The organism is Pedobacter suwonensis (assembly GCF_044762335.1).
In the GTDB taxonomy this organism is placed as follows: domain Bacteria; phylum Bacteroidota; class Bacteroidia; order Sphingobacteriales; family Sphingobacteriaceae; genus Pedobacter.
In genome coordinates, this window is sequence record NZ_JBIWEB010000019.1 from 83,917 (window position 1) to 99,974 (window position 16,058).

Here is a 16,058-nt window from a genome sequence, read left to right on the forward strand (position 1 = left end):
TTAATGTGTTTAACGGTATGATTCCTGCCTTTGCCAGGTTTACATCAAATTTACCCTTTAGCGGTTCTTCGCACTGTAACTTTTGTCACAGCGCCCCAAAATCTTCTCAGCAGTTTCTGCCTGCACTTTCATCATATTTGATCGGAGAGAGGATATGGAGCAAAAGGGTCCTGGCATAGCGGTAGTTGAAGGTGAACAGTAGGATGACCGGAGAAATAGTGGTTGCGATGATTGCCCACTGCTCTTCTTCGCCAAAGATCATGAATGCCAGAATGCCCGCATTGACAAGTTCTGCGACAATGAAAACATAGCTCACATACATCGCTCCGATAAAGAAGCCCGGCTCTATCTCATAGTTCAGGTTGCAGCAGGCAAATTTTTTATTCATCTGATCATATTTCCAATGGAACATGGAATGGGTATATAATTTTCCCTTTCGGCACCTGGGACATCTATGGTCTATTATAGCCCTTAGTTTGCTCATCAGATTCTATTTTATTAATGAGGGAGCTTGCTTTTCATCGCTCCGTATAGATAGGTGCCCAGGAGCGCACCAAGGATGACCACCGCCATACCGGCATATCCGCTCCCAAGGTTGACGAACATGGGGCCGGGACAGGCGCCGGTGAGTGCCCAGCCCAGGCCGAAAATGGTGCCGCCTAGTAGGTATTTTATATAGGCCTTGTCCTTATCGTGGAAGACAATCGGATTTCCGGCCAGATCCTTGGCTTTGAATTTTTTGATCAGCCATACTGCAATTACGCCAAGTACAACGGCCGTACCAATAATTCCATACATATGGAAAGACCGGAAACGGAACATTTCCTGAATCCTGTACCAGGAAACAGCCTCAGACTTGGTCATAATGATTCCGAAAAGTATTCCGGCAAGAATATATTTTATGAATTTCATGTTTTATAGATTTAAAAGATAAGGGGCATGATGAGGAAAGTCATGATCAGGCCACCAACAAAGAAACCGATTACGGCTACTAGTGATGGTACTTGCAGATTCGAAAGCCCGGATATGGCGTGACCAGAAGTACAACCGCCTGCATAACGAGATCCAAAACCGACTAATAAACCACCGATGAGTAAAATAGCCAGCGTTTTTAAATCTTTCATTGCTTCCAGTGAAAACAGGCCGGTTGGATTTAACCCACCATCGAACTTAATGCCCAATTGATTTAAATCGGAGATTGTGGCGGATGATAATTTTACGGGAGATGGACTGCTAAGGTAATTTGTAGCAACAAATCCACCTATTACCGAGCCGATAAGGAACATGAGGTTCCAGGTCTGGTCTTTCCATTTAAAATCAAAAAACTTTACTTTTCTGCCGGCTCCGGCTATGCTACACATCGTTCGCAGGTTTGATGAAAAGCCAAAAGACTTCCCGAAAAAAAGTAGGATGAGCATAATGAGTACGATCATGCTGCCCGAAAAATACCAGGGCCAGGGTTGTTTGATAAAATCAATCATGTTTTTTTAAATGAAATGTTAATATGGGTGTTTTTGTTGTTGTTAAAAGGTAATGCCTGTGGCGGTTTGAGCAAGTAAGTGCTGAATCATTTTAGCAAACTGCCATCCCGAAGAAATCCGGCCGGCAGCGTTGAATAGATCAATATTTCTTGAATATATTTCTTCATTTTGGCCAGGTACCGATACCTCCAACCAGGTTGAATGCTTCCACCCCAAGTTTTCTCATCTCCGATACCGCTGAGGAGGAACGCTTTCCACTTCTGCAATAGAGGAAATACCGCTTGGCCTTATCCAGCTTTGCAAGTTCTAAAGAAAAGGCAGAACCCAGGAAATCGATATGTATGGCTGAAGGAAGCGCGCCTGGGGCATATTCAGGCTTTGTCCTTACATCTAAGAGGACTGCGTCACTGCTTTTTGTAAAGTCGTTTTTGAAGTGGTAGCCATCGAGGTTGTACGCACCTTTTGAAAAAAAACTGCTGATCATTTGAAGTAGTTTATTCATTGTATTTATTCGTTTCTTATTGCTCTGTATTTTTTTTAAAGCTGCAGAACAGAAAATCCTGCGTGCTTTGCATTGGGGTAGTGTGCTCTTGCGGCCTGCACTCTATTTCGGTAAACCCTTCTCTAAATATCTCGCGTAGCGTTCTTTCACTGTATCTTGAAACGGGCAGGCCACTGCATTTTTCTGGTCCGGTGAGCGAAAAAGTCGCCATGACCAAGTATTCTCCGGTAAACTGACCTGCCGTGTTTGCATAACTATGGATTTCCTCTGATGAATGAAGGAAATGAAAAGTGGCCCGGTCATGCCAGACTGCATAACTTCTTTGCGGCACAAAATCCCTGATGTCTGTCTCGATCCAGTGTATCCTGCCAGACAGTTCTCCAAGCCTTGCCTTTGCCTTTTCCAATGCCCGGGAAGATATATCCACTACGGTAATATCGCTGTAGCCTTCCTGAAGCAAAAAATCCACAAGCAGACTGTCTCCCCCGCCAATATCGATTATCGGGAGCAGATTTATCCAGATTGAACCCCGTTATCATCTCCATTGAAACTGTGGGGTAGACCTGCGTCCAGCTGACCTGGTCAGGACTTTTTTCTAAATACACCTTTTCCCAGTGCGATTTTTTCTCATTTTTCATATCCCTTTTATATTAAGGTACTTGGACATACAAATGCTGTAGTCGGAATACATCCGTTTTCCTGTATGGCCTTAAAACCACCAGCCACATCGATGAGGTTGTGGTACCCGCGTGAGCGCATGATGGAATTGAAAATAACAGAACGGTAACCACCTGCGCAGTGAACAAAGTAGGTCTTGGTTTTATCGACGGTGCCGAGGTTTTCGTTGATATAATCCAGTGGAAGGTTGACAGCACCCTCGACATGCTCGCTTAAGTATTCCTTTGTTTTTCTGACGTCCAGAATATTTACCTCCGCTTTTTTGCCGATTTCGGCCAGCCGGGCTACACAAACCGATTTTATCTCGTCGGTTTCCTGACCAGCTTTTTTCCAGGCAACGACGCCGCCATCTAGGTAACCTACTGCACCATCAAATCCTACTCTTGATAAACGGGTGAGCACTTCTTCAATTCTACCCTCATCTGTAATAAGTAAAATAGGATGTTTAATGTCCGGGATTAAAGTTCCTACCCAGGGGGCGAAATTTCCATCGATGCCAATATTTACCGAGTTTGGGAGAAAGCCTTTTATAAAATCCTCTGGAGCTCTTGTGTCGAGAATTACCGCTCCTGTTTCATTTGCAACCCGCTCAAAAGCATCGGGGTTGAGGGCTTGCATGCCTCGTTCCATCACTTTTTCAAAACTTTCATATCCATGGATGTTCATCATGACGTTTTCAGGAAATATGAAGGAGGCGGTAAAAGACCATCAGTAACCTCTTTAATGAATTCGTCTTTGGACATGTCTGCCCTTAGCGCATAATTGGTCTTCTTTTGATTTCCCAAAAGATCGGTGGTCTCTTTGCTCATATTTTTTCCGCATGCGCTACCCGCACCATGTGGAGGATAAACCATAATATCATCGCTTAAAGGCATGATCTTATTTCGTAAAGAATCAAAGAGATAACCTGCTAGCATCTCACTTGTAAGCTCACTGACCAGTTTCTGTGCCAGATCCGGCCTTCCCACATCGCCAATAAAAAGCGTATCGCCGGAGAACAGTGCTATTTCCTTCCCTTGCTCATCACTAATTAGGAAACAGGTGCTTTCCATGGTGTGTCCGGGGGTGTGCAACACTTTAATCTTTGCCTCACCAAGTTGCAACACTTCTCCGTCTTTCGCCCGGTAAAAATCGAAGTCAGGTTTTGCATTCGGCCCGTAAACGATTTCTGCGCCGCTTTCTTTAGCCAGATCAATGTGTCCGGATACAAAATCGGCATGGAAATGTGTTTCGAGCACGTATTTTATTTTTGCGTTGTTCTTCCGTGCACGTTCCATATACGGACTAACCTCTCGAAGCGGATCGATAATGGCCGCCTCTCCGTTGCTTTCTATATAATAGGCACCTTGTGCCAGACATCCGGTGTAAATTTGTTCTATAATCATGATGATTAAATTAGTATGTCAAAATTAATCCTTAACGATATGGTCGTTGGTGACTTTTGTCACACAAGGAGTTTGTTTCTGAAGGTTACTTAAATATTACCTCTTTTAGAATGATGTAGCAACCCATAACCAGTACAAACCACCCGAAACCTTTCTTCAGTTTTCCTCCATCTATTTTTTTGTTTATCATTCCACCTACCACGATACCGGCGATGGCAACGGTAGTAATTTTGGCGAGAAAGATCCAGTCGATATGGAAATGTCCAAGATCGCCGGTGAAACCGATGAGCGAATTAAGCGCTATGATGAAAAGTGAAGTACCTACGGCCTCTTTCATGGGTAAGCCCACTAAAATAACAAGTGTAGGAATAAGTAGAAAGCCACCACCAGCACCCAAAAAACCAGTAGCGAGGCCGATGGCAATGCCGTATAAAAACAGTTTACCGATGTGAAGTGGGGGCTTCTCTATTCGGGTGCTGCTTTCTTCTCTTGCACCTTTAATCATCGCTGTTGCAGCCGCTACCATCAAAACTGCAAAGAGTACCATCATGAGCATGTTTTCTGTTAACTCAAAATCGCCGATTTTTATTATTATCTTGGGTATAAGGGGGATAATGAATTTGCGGGTTAAGAATACAGTTGAGATGGATGCACTACCAAACAGCAAAGCTGTTTTAATATTCACCAGCCCACGCTTAAAATTCCCGACTGTACCTGCTAAACTTGTAGAGCCAACGATGAACAATGAATAAGAAGTAGCCAATAGCGGATTAACCCCAAATAGGTAAACCAGTACCGGCATGGTGAGGATAGAACCGCCACCGCCGATCAATCCAAGCGAAATTCCAATTAAGGCAGATGCAACGTATGCAATGATTTCCATTTCTGTTATTTTTTAACAAAAATCGAGTTATAATCTACCAATGTTGGTGACTTTTGTCACACTCATTATATTTTCAAGAAGTGATGCCTTTCGCAGTAAAAATAACTTTATTCTTTTTATGGGCTTAGGCTAAATATTCGATGTAATTACGGTACATCTTAATTTCTCCTGCCTGCTCCATTTTCTTAAGCAGCCTTGAAATTACTTCCCGGGAGGTGTTCAAATCAGATGCAATTTCACTGTGGGTAAGGTGCAGTTCTTTTGTGTTTAAATCTCCAGCTCGCTTTTTCAGGTAAAAGGCCAGCCGCTTATCCATTGCCTTAAAGGCGATATTATCGATGACAAAGAGGAGTTCTTCAAAGCGCATACGGTATGTTTCAATGACAAAGTAATACCATGTTCTGTAATCCCGCATCAGCTTATCCATCAGGGCAATCGGAATCATGAGTACCTTGGTCTGTTCAATGGCCTTTGCCATTACCTGACTGGTTTCCTGTTTGGTTGCGCATATCATGGAAAGTGCACACGCATTTCCTGGCTGGAGATAATACATAAAGAATTCCTGTCCATCTTCTCCCTCCCTGTAAAGCTTTACCATGCCTTCTACGATAAGCACCGTGGAGCGCATATTCTGCCCGGTTTGCATGAGCATATCACCTCCCTGAAAATCCCTAAGCGTCGCATTCTCGATAAGGATGGTCTTAAGGGCAGGTTCAAACTGGGGAAAAAGTCTTTCGATGTATTCCGCAATGGTCATGTCTTCATTTTAGCTGTTTTGGATTTTAAAGATAACTATACTGCAGGCCTGCGCCAAAATTCTTTAAAATATTGGAATACATTTTTTGGATATAGAATAAAGGGTATAATAAATTTACAAAGAAACTCTCTATGGTTCCCTAATTAAAACATGCAGCGCGTTTCTTCCAAAGTAAACCTAACACTTCGTCCAGGGATAAAGCTGACAAAAATCACATATTGTTTTTTATTTTTTATCCCCTGTTAATCTTTATGTTTTTTGATCGACCCGGAAAGAAATAGCCCGATCAGTGCGACTTTTTAAAGGTACCACCATAACTATGAATCGTAACAATGAGGTTATAATTAGCTTCTGAGGCGTGGCTTACTAGCCTTTGGGCATTTAATTTTATATATTGAATTAAAGTGGCTCAAACGCTTGCTGGCTTAAGACTTATTGTTATCCAAATAGGATCAGTGGGGATCTGCTTTTTAAAGGGTCCCCACTTTATGGACTACTTGGGGCAATTTCCTGATGGCGGCTAATATATTTTTTTACTTTGCGGTTTTTCAGTTTCTGCCTATGTTCCCAACCCTGACCCATCTTATTGAATACCTATTTGGAATATATATTCCGCTTCCCGTTCAGACTTTCGGTTTCTTTGTGGCCCTGGCATTTATTTCTGGTTACCTGCTGTTTTCTGCTGAGCTTAAAAGAAAGGAGGCTGCAGGACATATAGCACCTGTTGAGATTATTATACAGCCTAAGAAGAAGATTTTGTTATGGGAATGGATAACCAATGGATTTTTAGGTTTTCTTATCGGGTATAAACTGGTTTATGCTGCAGGGAACTATGCTGCTTTTGCTGCTGAACCTGGACAAATCATCTTCTCGCCAAGGGGAAGCTTACCGGGAGGGTTGCTGCTTTGCGCAATTCTTCTTTTTACCGTCTACCTTAAAAAACGCAGGCTTTCTCTGTCGGACCATAGGCCGGTTCATATTTTAAGGCACCCTTACCAGATTATGCCTGAGCTGATCACCTGGGCTGCCCTGTTCGGGCTACTTGGTGCTAAGCTTTTTGATAACCTGGAACATTGGGATGTTTTTATAAAACATCCGGTTGAAAGCCTGCTCTCTTTCAGCGGACTAACCTTTTATGGTGGACTGCTCTTTGGTGGTGCTGCAGTGCTGATCATTGCCAGACGAAACGGAATCAGTCCCCTACAAATGCTGGATGTCGGCGCACCGGGGATGATGATGGCTTATGCCATTGGCCGCATCGGTTGCCAGATGGCTGGTGACGGGGATTGGGGAATCGCCAATACAGCTCCCAAGCCAAGCGCTATGTCCGTACTGCCCGACTGGATGTGGTCTTTCAGGTTTCCGCATAATGTCGTAGGGGAGGGCATTCCCATACCGGGCTGTACCGGTAGATTCTGTGCGGAGCTTCCCCTTCCTGTCTATCCTACTGCATTTTATGAGACATTGATGTGCTTGGCCCTTTTTGGACTCTTGTGGAATCTGCGGAAAAAAATGATTCACCCCGGCATGCTCTTTTGTGTTTACATAGTATTTGCAGCCCTTGAAAGATTTGCCATTGAGATCATTAGGGTGAATATCCGCTACCGTATTTTTGGTATAGATCTTAGCCAGGCGCAACTTTTATCGATTGGTATGCTCATCTGCGCAATTATCGGGATATGGGTAATACGCTCAAAACACAGAAAGCAAGTGGCCGGCATATAGTCTTTATATTATTTTTCGTTGCCGGACTTTTTCTGCAGAATCCCATCCGGCAGCTTGAGCATAAGTATGAAGGCAAAGCTGACAAGTACCATCTGAAGAATAATGGGGAAGACTTTATAGAATACTTCGGAAACACCAATATTTTCTGATTCTGTAAGCCTGAATACGCTGCGTAATATCAAAAGCAGTAAAAGGTATTTCGCCCAGCTAAACCTGCGCAGGATTGCTGTTGACGCAAAGTACCTGAACATCAGAACCAATATGGAGATGACAAGATCTGCAGTTTCCTCAATACCCTGAAAGAAGATATTTGATACGCCCAGCAGTAGGCTGAAAAGCACCATGTTTGATGCAAGCCTGAACTTATCATTTGTCGCCATTTATAAATACTTTGTTTGGGATTGTAGCAGTTCCTAGTTTTGGAATCTGGTTACTAAATTAATATTTTTTTGATTGAAATTAAAATATTTGCTAAAACGCGACAAGTTTCCAATGCGATGGCATACTGGTAGGCCTATACAGGTTAAATCCGCATCCGGATTGAAAGTACAGCCTTTATTCATTCTATGACCATCTGAGCGCTTAGTTTCTCGGTTAAATTTTCTACATTTGAATAATGGAGCTTCCAACCTACGTTTATGTCGAAATGCTCATCAGGCTCTCAGAATACGAAGTGATCATTGGGGAGTATATCTCAAGAACTATAGCTGCAGATGATTGTATTGTAAGAACGACCAGTGGAACGGTGCATATCCCTGTTTTTTTTCTCCAGCGGCAGCTTATAAATCCCGAAGGTATCAGCAGTTCGGAGATCGCCATGCTTGCAGAAAGTTTTAGACCGGAATATTAGGAAAGCGACGGGCGCTGTCTAATCATGCAGGATCAATATTGCCCTTACTGACTTGCTTATCATGCGGTTTACCATACTACCTGTAAATAAGCTGTATATCATGTTGTGGTGGTGTTTTACAAGGCAGATGATATCAGTGTGGTTTTCTTTGATAAAGTCGGTTATCCCTTTGGTTGCATCTTTACCCTTAAGATAGTTGAAGTCTATTTTGACCTGCGGCAATAGTGCCCTAAGCTGAATCTCGCCACTTACCACCTGTGCACTATCGGGCTTTACTCCAATGTAGACCACTCCGAGTTTTTGCTGACCGGAACATCTGATCAGTTCATCGAGCGCACCAAGGTCCTGAGAGGAAAGCCTGGTCTGGTAATCGGTCGCAAGGGTAATCGCCGGATGGGATGGAAAACGGCTCTCGGGTGGAATAATCAGTGTGGGAATACGCATCGAAGAGACAACGGAGCTTGCATTGCTACCCACGATGCCAATTATTCCAGTTGAGCCCGTAATGCCAAGAACCAAAAGTTCAACGTTGTATTTTGCTGCATAGCGGTTAATTACTGTCTTAAGAAAACCGACATCGCAAAGTGTACTGAGCTTGTCTTTGTCGAAGTGGTGCATTTCTGCTTTTTTTGAAGACCATTCTTCAAGCTAAGAGCGCTTTTTGCTATAATAATCCTCTATAAATATTGCATTGTAGGTACTTTTGTTTATTCCCTCGGTCGGGTAAATGGCATGGATGGCAACAACTTCCATTTCAAGGGGGCCGGCCATTGAGAAAGCATATGCCAGAGCGTTGCCTGCGCTTTGAGAAAAATCTGTTGCAACAAGTATCTGTTTCATCGTTTAATAATTTTTCTAATCAAATTTAAGTCTGTTTCTGTTTAGACAAATAGGTGAAGTAGCATAAACAGCCCAAAAGCAAGGGCAATGGATACCGGTAGGGTTAAAACCCAGGCCATGCCGATGTTTTTTAGGGTTGATTTGTTAAGGTTTCCTTTGCCGCCAGAGGCTATCATGGCGCCGGCAATGCCGCTTGAGAGTACATGCGTGGTACTGACAGGTAGTCCAAAAGCCGTGCTCAGTCCAATCGTTGAGGCTGCAACGACCTCGGAGGTAGCACCGTGGGCATAGTTCAGATGCTCATTTCCTATTTTCTCACCTATCGTTACAACGATCCGTTTCCAGCCGATCATCGTACCCAGCCCAAGGGATAGTGATATGACCATAATCACCCATAAAGGAGCAAAATCGACTATTTTTGAAAGATTTTTGCTGCTTATTTCCAGTAACTTCAGCGCACTGGTACCAGGATTGTATTTAGGATTTTTGTGGATTTGCTTCAGCGAAGAAACGATCCCTTCGACTCTTCTCCTAAATCCATAAGTCTGATTTTTTTCTAAAGGGTTCTTTTCTGCAAGACCTGACTTTCCCGCTTCAATCTCGTTGATCAGCTTTTGATAGTCCTGGCTATTGTTCCTGTCGGATGTTATCGCCCTATTTAGAATATGCTCCGTCATGTTCAGCTCCTTGAGGATTGTCATATCAGGGATATCATGGTTTACAGCATATCGTGAAGGCAAAAAGGCAATTAGTATCAGCATAAAAAGCCCCACACCTTTTTGTCCATCGTTGCTTCCATGAAAGAAACTTACCAAGGTACAGGTCACAATCAGCATGCCGCGGATCTTAAGCGGAGGACGGTCAATCTCGCCCTTTGGAATATCAAAAAGGGTGCTACGGCTAGCCAGGCGTCTCAGCAGGTACACTATTATTGCGGCCAGGGCAAGCCGATTACCGGCGAGATAACAAGCGAAATTCCGATTTCTTCTGCCTTACCCCAATTTACCCCGCTACCTCCATAGTACCAGGTAAAAGCCAGACCGGCACCGATCATAGCGCCTATCATAGTATGAGAGCTTGAGCAGGGAATTCCAATATACCAGGTTCCAAGGTTCCATGCAATGGAGGCCAGAAGCACTGTAAGTACCATGTAAGCACCTACTTCGGCGGGCAGTGACATAAGCTTATCGAGCGGGACAAGCTTCAATATGCCCATCGCAACTGCGATGCCACCGGTAAATACCCCAAGGAAGTTCCAGAGTCCTGACCAGGGAATTGCGATGACCGGTCTGAGCGCTTTTGTATAGATGACAGTTGCAACTGCGTTAGCAGTATCATGAAATCAGTTAACAAACTTAAAGCCAACTACCGCAAGCAGACAGAGTATAAAGATAAAAAAAGTAAACCGCTCAGTTCAAGGCTACCTATAAGAGGGACTACGATATTCATTAACATTAAAAGGAATTAAATTAAAATGCCTGAAAGCGCCTTTCGATATTCTACAAATAAACATTGTTTATGTTGGTTTAATGTTTATTCTGGCTGGACAAATTGTAAAAAACATCATTATTGCCTGCCTATGAAGGATAAATCGTAACAGTAAGGTAATCTTCAGCTAATATTGGTTTTCTAGATTTATCTATCTTGACCAAAGATTATTAGATTTGTTATAGTCTCGGCCCGGATGGATATTTGGGCCATTCTTTTTTCTTTTCAGAATTATATTTTTCAGGTTAGAGAACCTTTGCCAGTATAAGCTTCTTATAGGTTTTTTCAAATCTACCTTGTTTCTGCAAAAATAATAAATAACGCCAGCCATAAACCGCCATCAGCGATATAAAACTCTGGATTAAAAAAATGAATGGGGAAAAGTTGGCTCACAATATGCTATTCAGGATAAACAAATTTTACTTTCTGGCTGTTTTTCTTTGCAGCAAAAAAACCAATTGCCGCAACGCCAAATTGGCCAGGCTGCAAAAATACGGGTTCTACAAACGGATTAAATTGCGCCAATTTTTGTCGGTCTAACTGAGTAAAAAAATCATAGGCGCTTTTGTCAAAACTCTGAATGTAAATATCTCCCTTTGTTCCTTTTTTATGTGAATAAGCAGGTTCGATTACAATCTTAATTTGCTTACCTTCATTACCAACATCATCAAACACAGCTCTTCCAATCTCAGTTACCCTTATGCTGTCGTTTCCCAAACATGCACTTAATATAGGCTCCTCGGCTTTTTTGGTGGCAGTATCCGCAAAACGCTTCATCTCGTAGCGGTAAAAATTAGTTTGATTGTGCAGATCTTCAAAGTAAACAATAACACCTTCATGTTCACCATAAATATCACTATAGTTGGCCACATAAGAAACGCTATCTATTAGCGGAGCTGATAAGTTGGTAGTTGCTTTTGCAGTGTAACTTTTTCCATCAGAAATTATACTAAGCTCATAAGCCTGGTTTGTTTGAATTTTCTGCCTACCTCTGTAAAAATAACTGTATTGGCAGTCAATCTTATCAAAAACACTATCTAAAGATAGTAGATCAGAACTGCTTTGTCCAATTATTTTAATGATCGCGTTTCTTACGATCAGTTGATTTTTTTTAATTTCTTTTCCAAAGTACGGCACTGTTTTATTGAAATAAAGAATGGGCACAGAATCTGGCTCTATGAAACACTGGATACTCACTTTGTTGGTATAGGAGGGCGGTATCACTGTAATGGTTTTTTGACAGGCCAAAATTAGTGTGAGAGATATGCAGGTTAATAAAATGAGAATCTTTTTCATGATTAAAATTTAAAATTAAAGCTTACGCTGGGAACAATTGGAAGTAGGGAAATTTGTTTTGCAAGTGGCCTCTTTGAAGCAGGATCTGTTTCCAGATAAACAAAATAGGGGTTGGCTCTGCTGTAGACATTGTAAAATCCAAATACCCATTCTCTTTCGTATAGCTCTTTTCCAAATATTTTGAACTTCTTTTTGTTTGATGCGCTAATATCCAGTCTGTTATACGCACTCAATCTACTGTTGTTTCTATTTGTGTAATCATAGTAATAGTTGTCATATAGTGAACCATCTCCGTAAACAATAACTTTACCGGCAGGTATGGTGTATGGTTTCCCTGTAGAATAAACGAAATCTGCAGATAAGGTCCAGTTTCTTGTTAAAGCATAGCTTGCGGCTAAAGAGAGGTTGTGAGTACGATCAAAAGATGCTGGAAAACTAGAGCCGAAATTAATATCGGGAAATTGCTGGGTAGATTTGGATAGGGTATAGCTCGCCCAACCCGTTAGCATGCCAAAGTTTTTCTGGGCAAAAAATTCAATACCATAGGATTTGCCTTTACCGAAACTCAGTACATTATCTAAGTTCGTATTCAATAAGATTTGCGTACCTTCTTTAAACAACACCTGGTTTTTCATCGTCTTATAATAAACCTCTACACTTGTTTCTATTTCGTTCTCTTTAAAGTTTTTAAACAGACCGATTGAAACTTGGTTACTCTCTTGAGGTCTGATGTTTTTAGAACTTGTTAACCAAATATCTGCAGGTAGAGAGGCGGTACTGCTTGGCACCAAGTGTACAAACTGGTTCATTTGAGTGTAGGAAGCTTTAATTGAAGTTGAATTGTCCAAAGACAAACGAGCAGTTATCCGAGGTTCTATAAAAACATAATTTCCTCCGCCACCACTAAAAAAAGGAAGCCTTACTCCATAATTAATCGAAAAATTATTGGCAATTCTATAATCATCGTTAACGTAAAAAGCTGCTTCATTAGAATATCTTTTTGTCAAGCTATCTGGATTGATGGCTATTTTGTTGCCCTTTTTTGGGATTTTAGCCGAGATGGCTCCTGGGTAAAGTGTATGGTAAGTATACGTCAGCCCAAATTTAATGTTGTGGCTTGTATTTGGTATTACCGTAAAATCGGTTTTAGCTGTAATGTCCTTAACTCCGGTATATAGAACCTGATAATAGATGTTTTGTGAAGTACCTAGCTGTAAGTGATAATCATTATAAATAATTGAAGTATTGGAAAAGATTTTACTCCCATATAAATGGTTCCAGCGTAGGGTTCCCGTGCTATTTCCAAAGTTTATACCATAGTTTAAACTGTTTGCAGCGGTATATTCAGCATTGTCATTGCCCCTAAAAACGCTTAAAAAAAGGTGATCTTTGATACCCAGCTCATAGTTTACCTTTGCGTTGACATCATAAAACCGATAAGAAGTTGATTTTGAGATGAGCTTTAAAAAGATGCCAACGTAACTTCTTCTGACAGATATTATGAACGAAGATTTGTCTTTTTTTATTGGCCCCTGTAACGTAAGATTGCCTGAAATAAGTCCTAGGCCACCTTCTGCCTGAAAATGTTCCTTGTTCCCCTCTTTCATTTTAATATCTAAGATGGAGCTTAATCTCCCGCCATATTGTGAGGGGAATCCGCCCTTGATCAATTTTACACTATTTACTGCGTTGACGTTAAAGGTGCTAAAAAGCCCAAACAAATGGCTTGGATTGTAAACTGTTGCCTCATCCATCTGTATCAGGTTTTGATCTGAGTTACCGCCTCTCACATAAAACCCAGTAGTTCCCTCTTGTCCGCTTTGTACGCCAGGCAAAAGCTGGATTGTTTTTAGGATATCATGTTCTCCTAAAAGTACGGGTAACTCTTTTATAGATTTGATAGTTAAGTCAATTACGCCCATTTGGGTTTTTTCAACATTGTCCGGATTTCTGTTAGAGTTAACAACTACTTCATTTAAGGTATTGGTTTCGGGCTTTAAAAAAATATTTAGCTGGATATTCTTTGCGCCAAAAAACTTCTTAACAACCGGTTGATAACCATTAAAGGAGAATACAACCGTTGAGGTGTCGACATTCGGCAGCGTGACCGTAAAATATCCGTATTGGTTGGTGGGGCTACCAGTTTTGAAGTTGGAGATTGTAACTGACGCACCAATAAGTGCTTCTTTAGAATTTGCATCTTTAACCTAGCCGCTAATTGTAGTTTTTTGGCCAAAGGCAAGTAATGGCGATAAAAACGTAAAAATCAATAAGCATAATACTGTTAATTTTTCTTTAATCAGCAATAACATTTTCATGGGTTTTGTTTTCGACTTACTCTAGAGACAAAACCAAATGCAAAAGGTCCTATAACAATGAGCTTAATTTATTTGAGATTTCCAGATTAATCATAAAGGATAAGCTTCGGCTAAAGGCTCTTTGTTTTCAATTATTTATAGCGCCAGCATTCAGAGCCAATATATTCGAAGGTTTTTTTAGAAAAAAAAATATTTAAAAACCAGATGGTAGCACTGGATCACCCTTACTTTTTTAGTTACGCCGTGTCTTAATTAAGAAGTTGACGCTTTCATTTTTGTTGGCCTCAGTGGACTATCGCCTCTGTCACTAATTCCTAGTAGGAAAAGCCAGGTCCTTAATGTTGTTAAAAATTTGAATTCGCCAATTCTTTTTTTTCTAGCAAAGCGTAAATATGACCTGCGTTTAATTGAAGAATTAGATTTTCGGGAAGTACCGCTTTTTGGGAATAGTCAAAATTCAGTTTTTAATTATCAACCATTATCTATAAATACAATATCAATGCATTACATATGTAGCAAAAGGTAGATATAAATACTTCTTTTGCTTAAATAAGTTTTACTGGAAAAAATTTAAAAAAACTACTGTAATATATATGCATTTTGTTTCTCCTACGAATCCGCGCATGTGTCAATTCATCTTTTGTAACTTTCATCATAACATTTAATATCTTGTCATTATCGCTTAATAATGTAATCAAGATATTGTTTTCTTATTTTTGCCGTTTGATCCATTTAATGGAAAAGCATTGAATATGTGCTGTATTATAAAAAAGTTCATACTGAACACTCAATAATCCTCATAAAAGGCCCATCATCAATACTTAAAGAAAGAAAAACCTATCATTCTATGCATGGGATATTGACGGGATAGGTAATCTCATCCTTGAATAAGGATTTTGACTTCCTTGATTTCAGGTGCTAATTTAATTGACCGCACCATCTAAGTTTTTGGCGTTCATAATTATTAGCAGATAAAAAGCAGACCTTTAAAATTTATAACTGTAACCTAATCTAAATATCTGCGTTTCATAATAATCGGTACTTGTTAAACGAAACCCATTTCCGTTGACATCCCTTTTAATTTTAAGTGTGTTAAAAATATCGTTGCCATTTATAAATAGCTCGCCTTTTCCATTTTGGATCTGTTTTTTTATGCCTAAATCAGCTGAAAATCTTGAACCAATTTTCCCTTGTGGAATCAGGTCGGGAGCTAGGTAGGTAGCCGAAAGTTGGATATCCGTTTTCTTGGCGAGTTTCAATTGCGCATTCCACTTCAGGTTTCCAGATAAGATAGATTCTTTTCGCATGGTATAAATTGTAGGTACTGGATATTGGTTCTGAACTGTAAAAGCATTGATGGTATTTTGGTAAATGGTACTGCTAATATTCATCGAAAGCCACGGTGCCAATTCCTGCTGAATTAAGAGTTCGCCTCCAGTATTGTAGCTTCTTCCGGCATTTTGGAAAATGTTATAAATAATGGTATTACCGGGGACAATTGTCGCTATTCTGGTAATTGTTCCATTTACAATTTTATGAAATCCGGAGAGATAGAAATAACCCTTTTCCCAAATGTTTTTATAGCCCAGTTCCACCATGTGGGTAAATTGGGGTCTTAAGGTTGGGTTTCCAACCTTTAAAAGTTCAGGCTCATCATACTTAGGAAATATTCTGATGTCTACCTCATTTGGCCTATCAACCCTTTGACTGTAAAATGCAGATAACCTATTGCCCTCGTTAATTTTGTAAGCAAATCTCAGGTTGGGAAATGGCCTGAAATACTTGTATCCATCGCTCTTGTACGTATTATGGTTCGGATTTACCTTGTAATCTACCTTAACGTATTCAATTCGTA

Annotated in this window: 17 protein-coding genes and 2 pseudogenes; 2 read left to right on the top strand and 17 right to left on the bottom strand. The window is 40.8% G+C overall.

Features of this window, described 5'->3' with window-relative positions; all coding sequences use genetic code 11:
• Positions 1 to 106: 106 nt before the first annotated feature.
• From ACIQXP_RS21465 to ACIQXP_RS21505, 9 genes are all read right to left on the bottom strand, one after another.
• Positions 107 to 484, bottom strand: coding sequence for a DUF983 domain-containing protein (locus ACIQXP_RS21465; RefSeq protein WP_139222308.1), 378 nt, complete (start codon positions 482 to 484; stop codon positions 107 to 109).
• 14 nt (positions 485 to 498) lie between these two features.
• Entirely contained in the window at positions 499 to 912 is a 414-nt protein-coding gene (locus tag ACIQXP_RS21470) for a DUF6691 family protein (protein ID WP_387507646.1), read from the bottom strand.
• An 11-nt stretch (positions 913 to 923) separates the two neighbouring features.
• Positions 924 to 1,481 carry a YeeE/YedE family protein gene (locus ACIQXP_RS21475; protein ID WP_387507649.1) on the bottom strand — a complete coding sequence of 186 codons (558 nt, stop codon included), beginning with the start codon at positions 1,479 to 1,481 and terminating at the stop codon, positions 924 to 926.
• 163 nt (positions 1,482 to 1,644) lie between these two features.
• Positions 1,645 to 1,983, bottom strand: coding sequence for a rhodanese-like domain-containing protein (locus tag ACIQXP_RS21480; RefSeq protein ID WP_387507651.1), 339 nt, complete (start codon positions 1,981 to 1,983; stop codon positions 1,645 to 1,647).
• A gap of 16 nt (positions 1,984 to 1,999) precedes the next feature.
• Entirely contained in the window at positions 2,000 to 2,452 is a 453-nt protein-coding gene (locus ACIQXP_RS21485; RefSeq protein ID WP_387507654.1) for a class I SAM-dependent methyltransferase, read from the bottom strand.
• A 176-nt stretch (positions 2,453 to 2,628) separates the two neighbouring features.
• Entirely contained in the window at positions 2,629 to 3,330 is a 702-nt protein-coding gene (locus ACIQXP_RS21490; RefSeq protein WP_387507657.1) for a rhodanese-like domain-containing protein, read from the bottom strand.
• Positions 3,327 to 4,046 (bottom strand): MBL fold metallo-hydrolase, encoded by a 720-nt coding sequence (locus tag ACIQXP_RS21495; RefSeq protein ID WP_387507659.1) that lies wholly within the window; start codon positions 4,044 to 4,046, stop codon positions 3,327 to 3,329. Before ACIQXP_RS21495 ends, ACIQXP_RS21490 begins: the two co-directional genes overlap by 4 nt.
• A gap of 85 nt (positions 4,047 to 4,131) precedes the next feature.
• On the bottom strand, positions 4,132 to 4,929 hold the full coding sequence (locus ACIQXP_RS21500) for a sulfite exporter TauE/SafE family protein (RefSeq protein ID WP_387507662.1): 798 nt from the start codon (positions 4,927 to 4,929) through the stop codon (positions 4,132 to 4,134).
• A 124-nt stretch (positions 4,930 to 5,053) separates the two neighbouring features.
• On the bottom strand, positions 5,054 to 5,686 hold the full coding sequence (locus ACIQXP_RS21505) for a Crp/Fnr family transcriptional regulator (RefSeq protein WP_387507665.1): 633 nt from the start codon (positions 5,684 to 5,686) through the stop codon (positions 5,054 to 5,056).
• Positions 5,687 to 6,247: 561 nt separating this feature from the next.
• Here ACIQXP_RS21505 and ACIQXP_RS21510 point away from each other — a divergent pair.
• Complete coding sequence (locus ACIQXP_RS21510; RefSeq protein ID WP_387507667.1) at positions 6,248 to 7,411, top strand: prolipoprotein diacylglyceryl transferase; 1,164 nt, start codon at positions 6,248 to 6,250, stop codon at positions 7,409 to 7,411.
• Positions 7,412 to 7,419: 8 nt separating this feature from the next.
• Here the strand turns inward: ACIQXP_RS21510 and ACIQXP_RS21515 are convergent, their stop codons facing one another.
• The gene (locus ACIQXP_RS21515) at positions 7,420 to 7,791 is read right to left on the bottom strand and encodes a hypothetical protein (RefSeq protein ID WP_387507669.1); all 372 of its coding nucleotides are present in this window, start codon (positions 7,789 to 7,791) and stop codon (positions 7,420 to 7,422) included.
• Between the two features lie 236 nt (positions 7,792 to 8,027).
• Here ACIQXP_RS21515 and ACIQXP_RS21520 point away from each other — a divergent pair, with 236 nt between their 5' ends.
• On the top strand, positions 8,028 to 8,261 hold the full coding sequence (locus ACIQXP_RS21520) for a hypothetical protein (protein ID WP_387507671.1): 234 nt from the start codon (positions 8,028 to 8,030) through the stop codon (positions 8,259 to 8,261).
• Positions 8,262 to 8,279: 18 nt separating this feature from the next.
• Here ACIQXP_RS21520 and ACIQXP_RS21525 read toward each other — a convergent pair.
• The 7 genes and pseudogenes from ACIQXP_RS21525 to ACIQXP_RS21555 form a co-directional block, all read right to left on the bottom strand.
• Positions 8,280 to 9,101, bottom strand: a pseudogene (locus ACIQXP_RS21525) (universal stress protein).
• A gap of 41 nt (positions 9,102 to 9,142) precedes the next feature.
• Positions 9,143 to 10,027 carry an inorganic phosphate transporter gene (locus ACIQXP_RS21530; RefSeq protein ID WP_387507673.1) on the bottom strand — a complete coding sequence of 295 codons (885 nt, stop codon included), beginning with the start codon at positions 10,025 to 10,027 and terminating at the stop codon, positions 9,143 to 9,145.
• Positions 10,028 to 10,029: 2 nt separating this feature from the next.
• Positions 10,030 to 10,410, bottom strand: a complete 381-nt coding sequence (locus ACIQXP_RS21535; protein WP_387507689.1) for an inorganic phosphate transporter — start codon at positions 10,408 to 10,410, stop codon at positions 10,030 to 10,032.
• 578 nt (positions 10,411 to 10,988) lie between these two features.
• Positions 10,989 to 11,885 carry a DUF4249 family protein gene (locus ACIQXP_RS21540; protein WP_387507676.1) on the bottom strand — a complete coding sequence of 299 codons (897 nt, stop codon included), beginning with the start codon at positions 11,883 to 11,885 and terminating at the stop codon, positions 10,989 to 10,991.
• A gap of 2 nt (positions 11,886 to 11,887) precedes the next feature.
• Positions 11,888 to 13,807 carry a TonB-dependent receptor plug domain-containing protein gene (locus ACIQXP_RS21545; protein ID WP_387507679.1) on the bottom strand — a complete coding sequence of 640 codons (1,920 nt, stop codon included), beginning with the start codon at positions 13,805 to 13,807 and terminating at the stop codon, positions 11,888 to 11,890.
• A 51-nt stretch (positions 13,808 to 13,858) separates the two neighbouring features.
• Positions 13,859 to 14,080: pseudogene (locus tag ACIQXP_RS21550) on the bottom strand (carboxypeptidase-like regulatory domain-containing protein); the annotation flags it as partial.
• Between the two features lie 1,109 nt (positions 14,081 to 15,189).
• A partial coding sequence (locus tag ACIQXP_RS21555; protein ID WP_387507681.1) for an outer membrane beta-barrel family protein occupies positions 15,190 to 16,058 on the bottom strand: 869 nt, incomplete at its 5' end.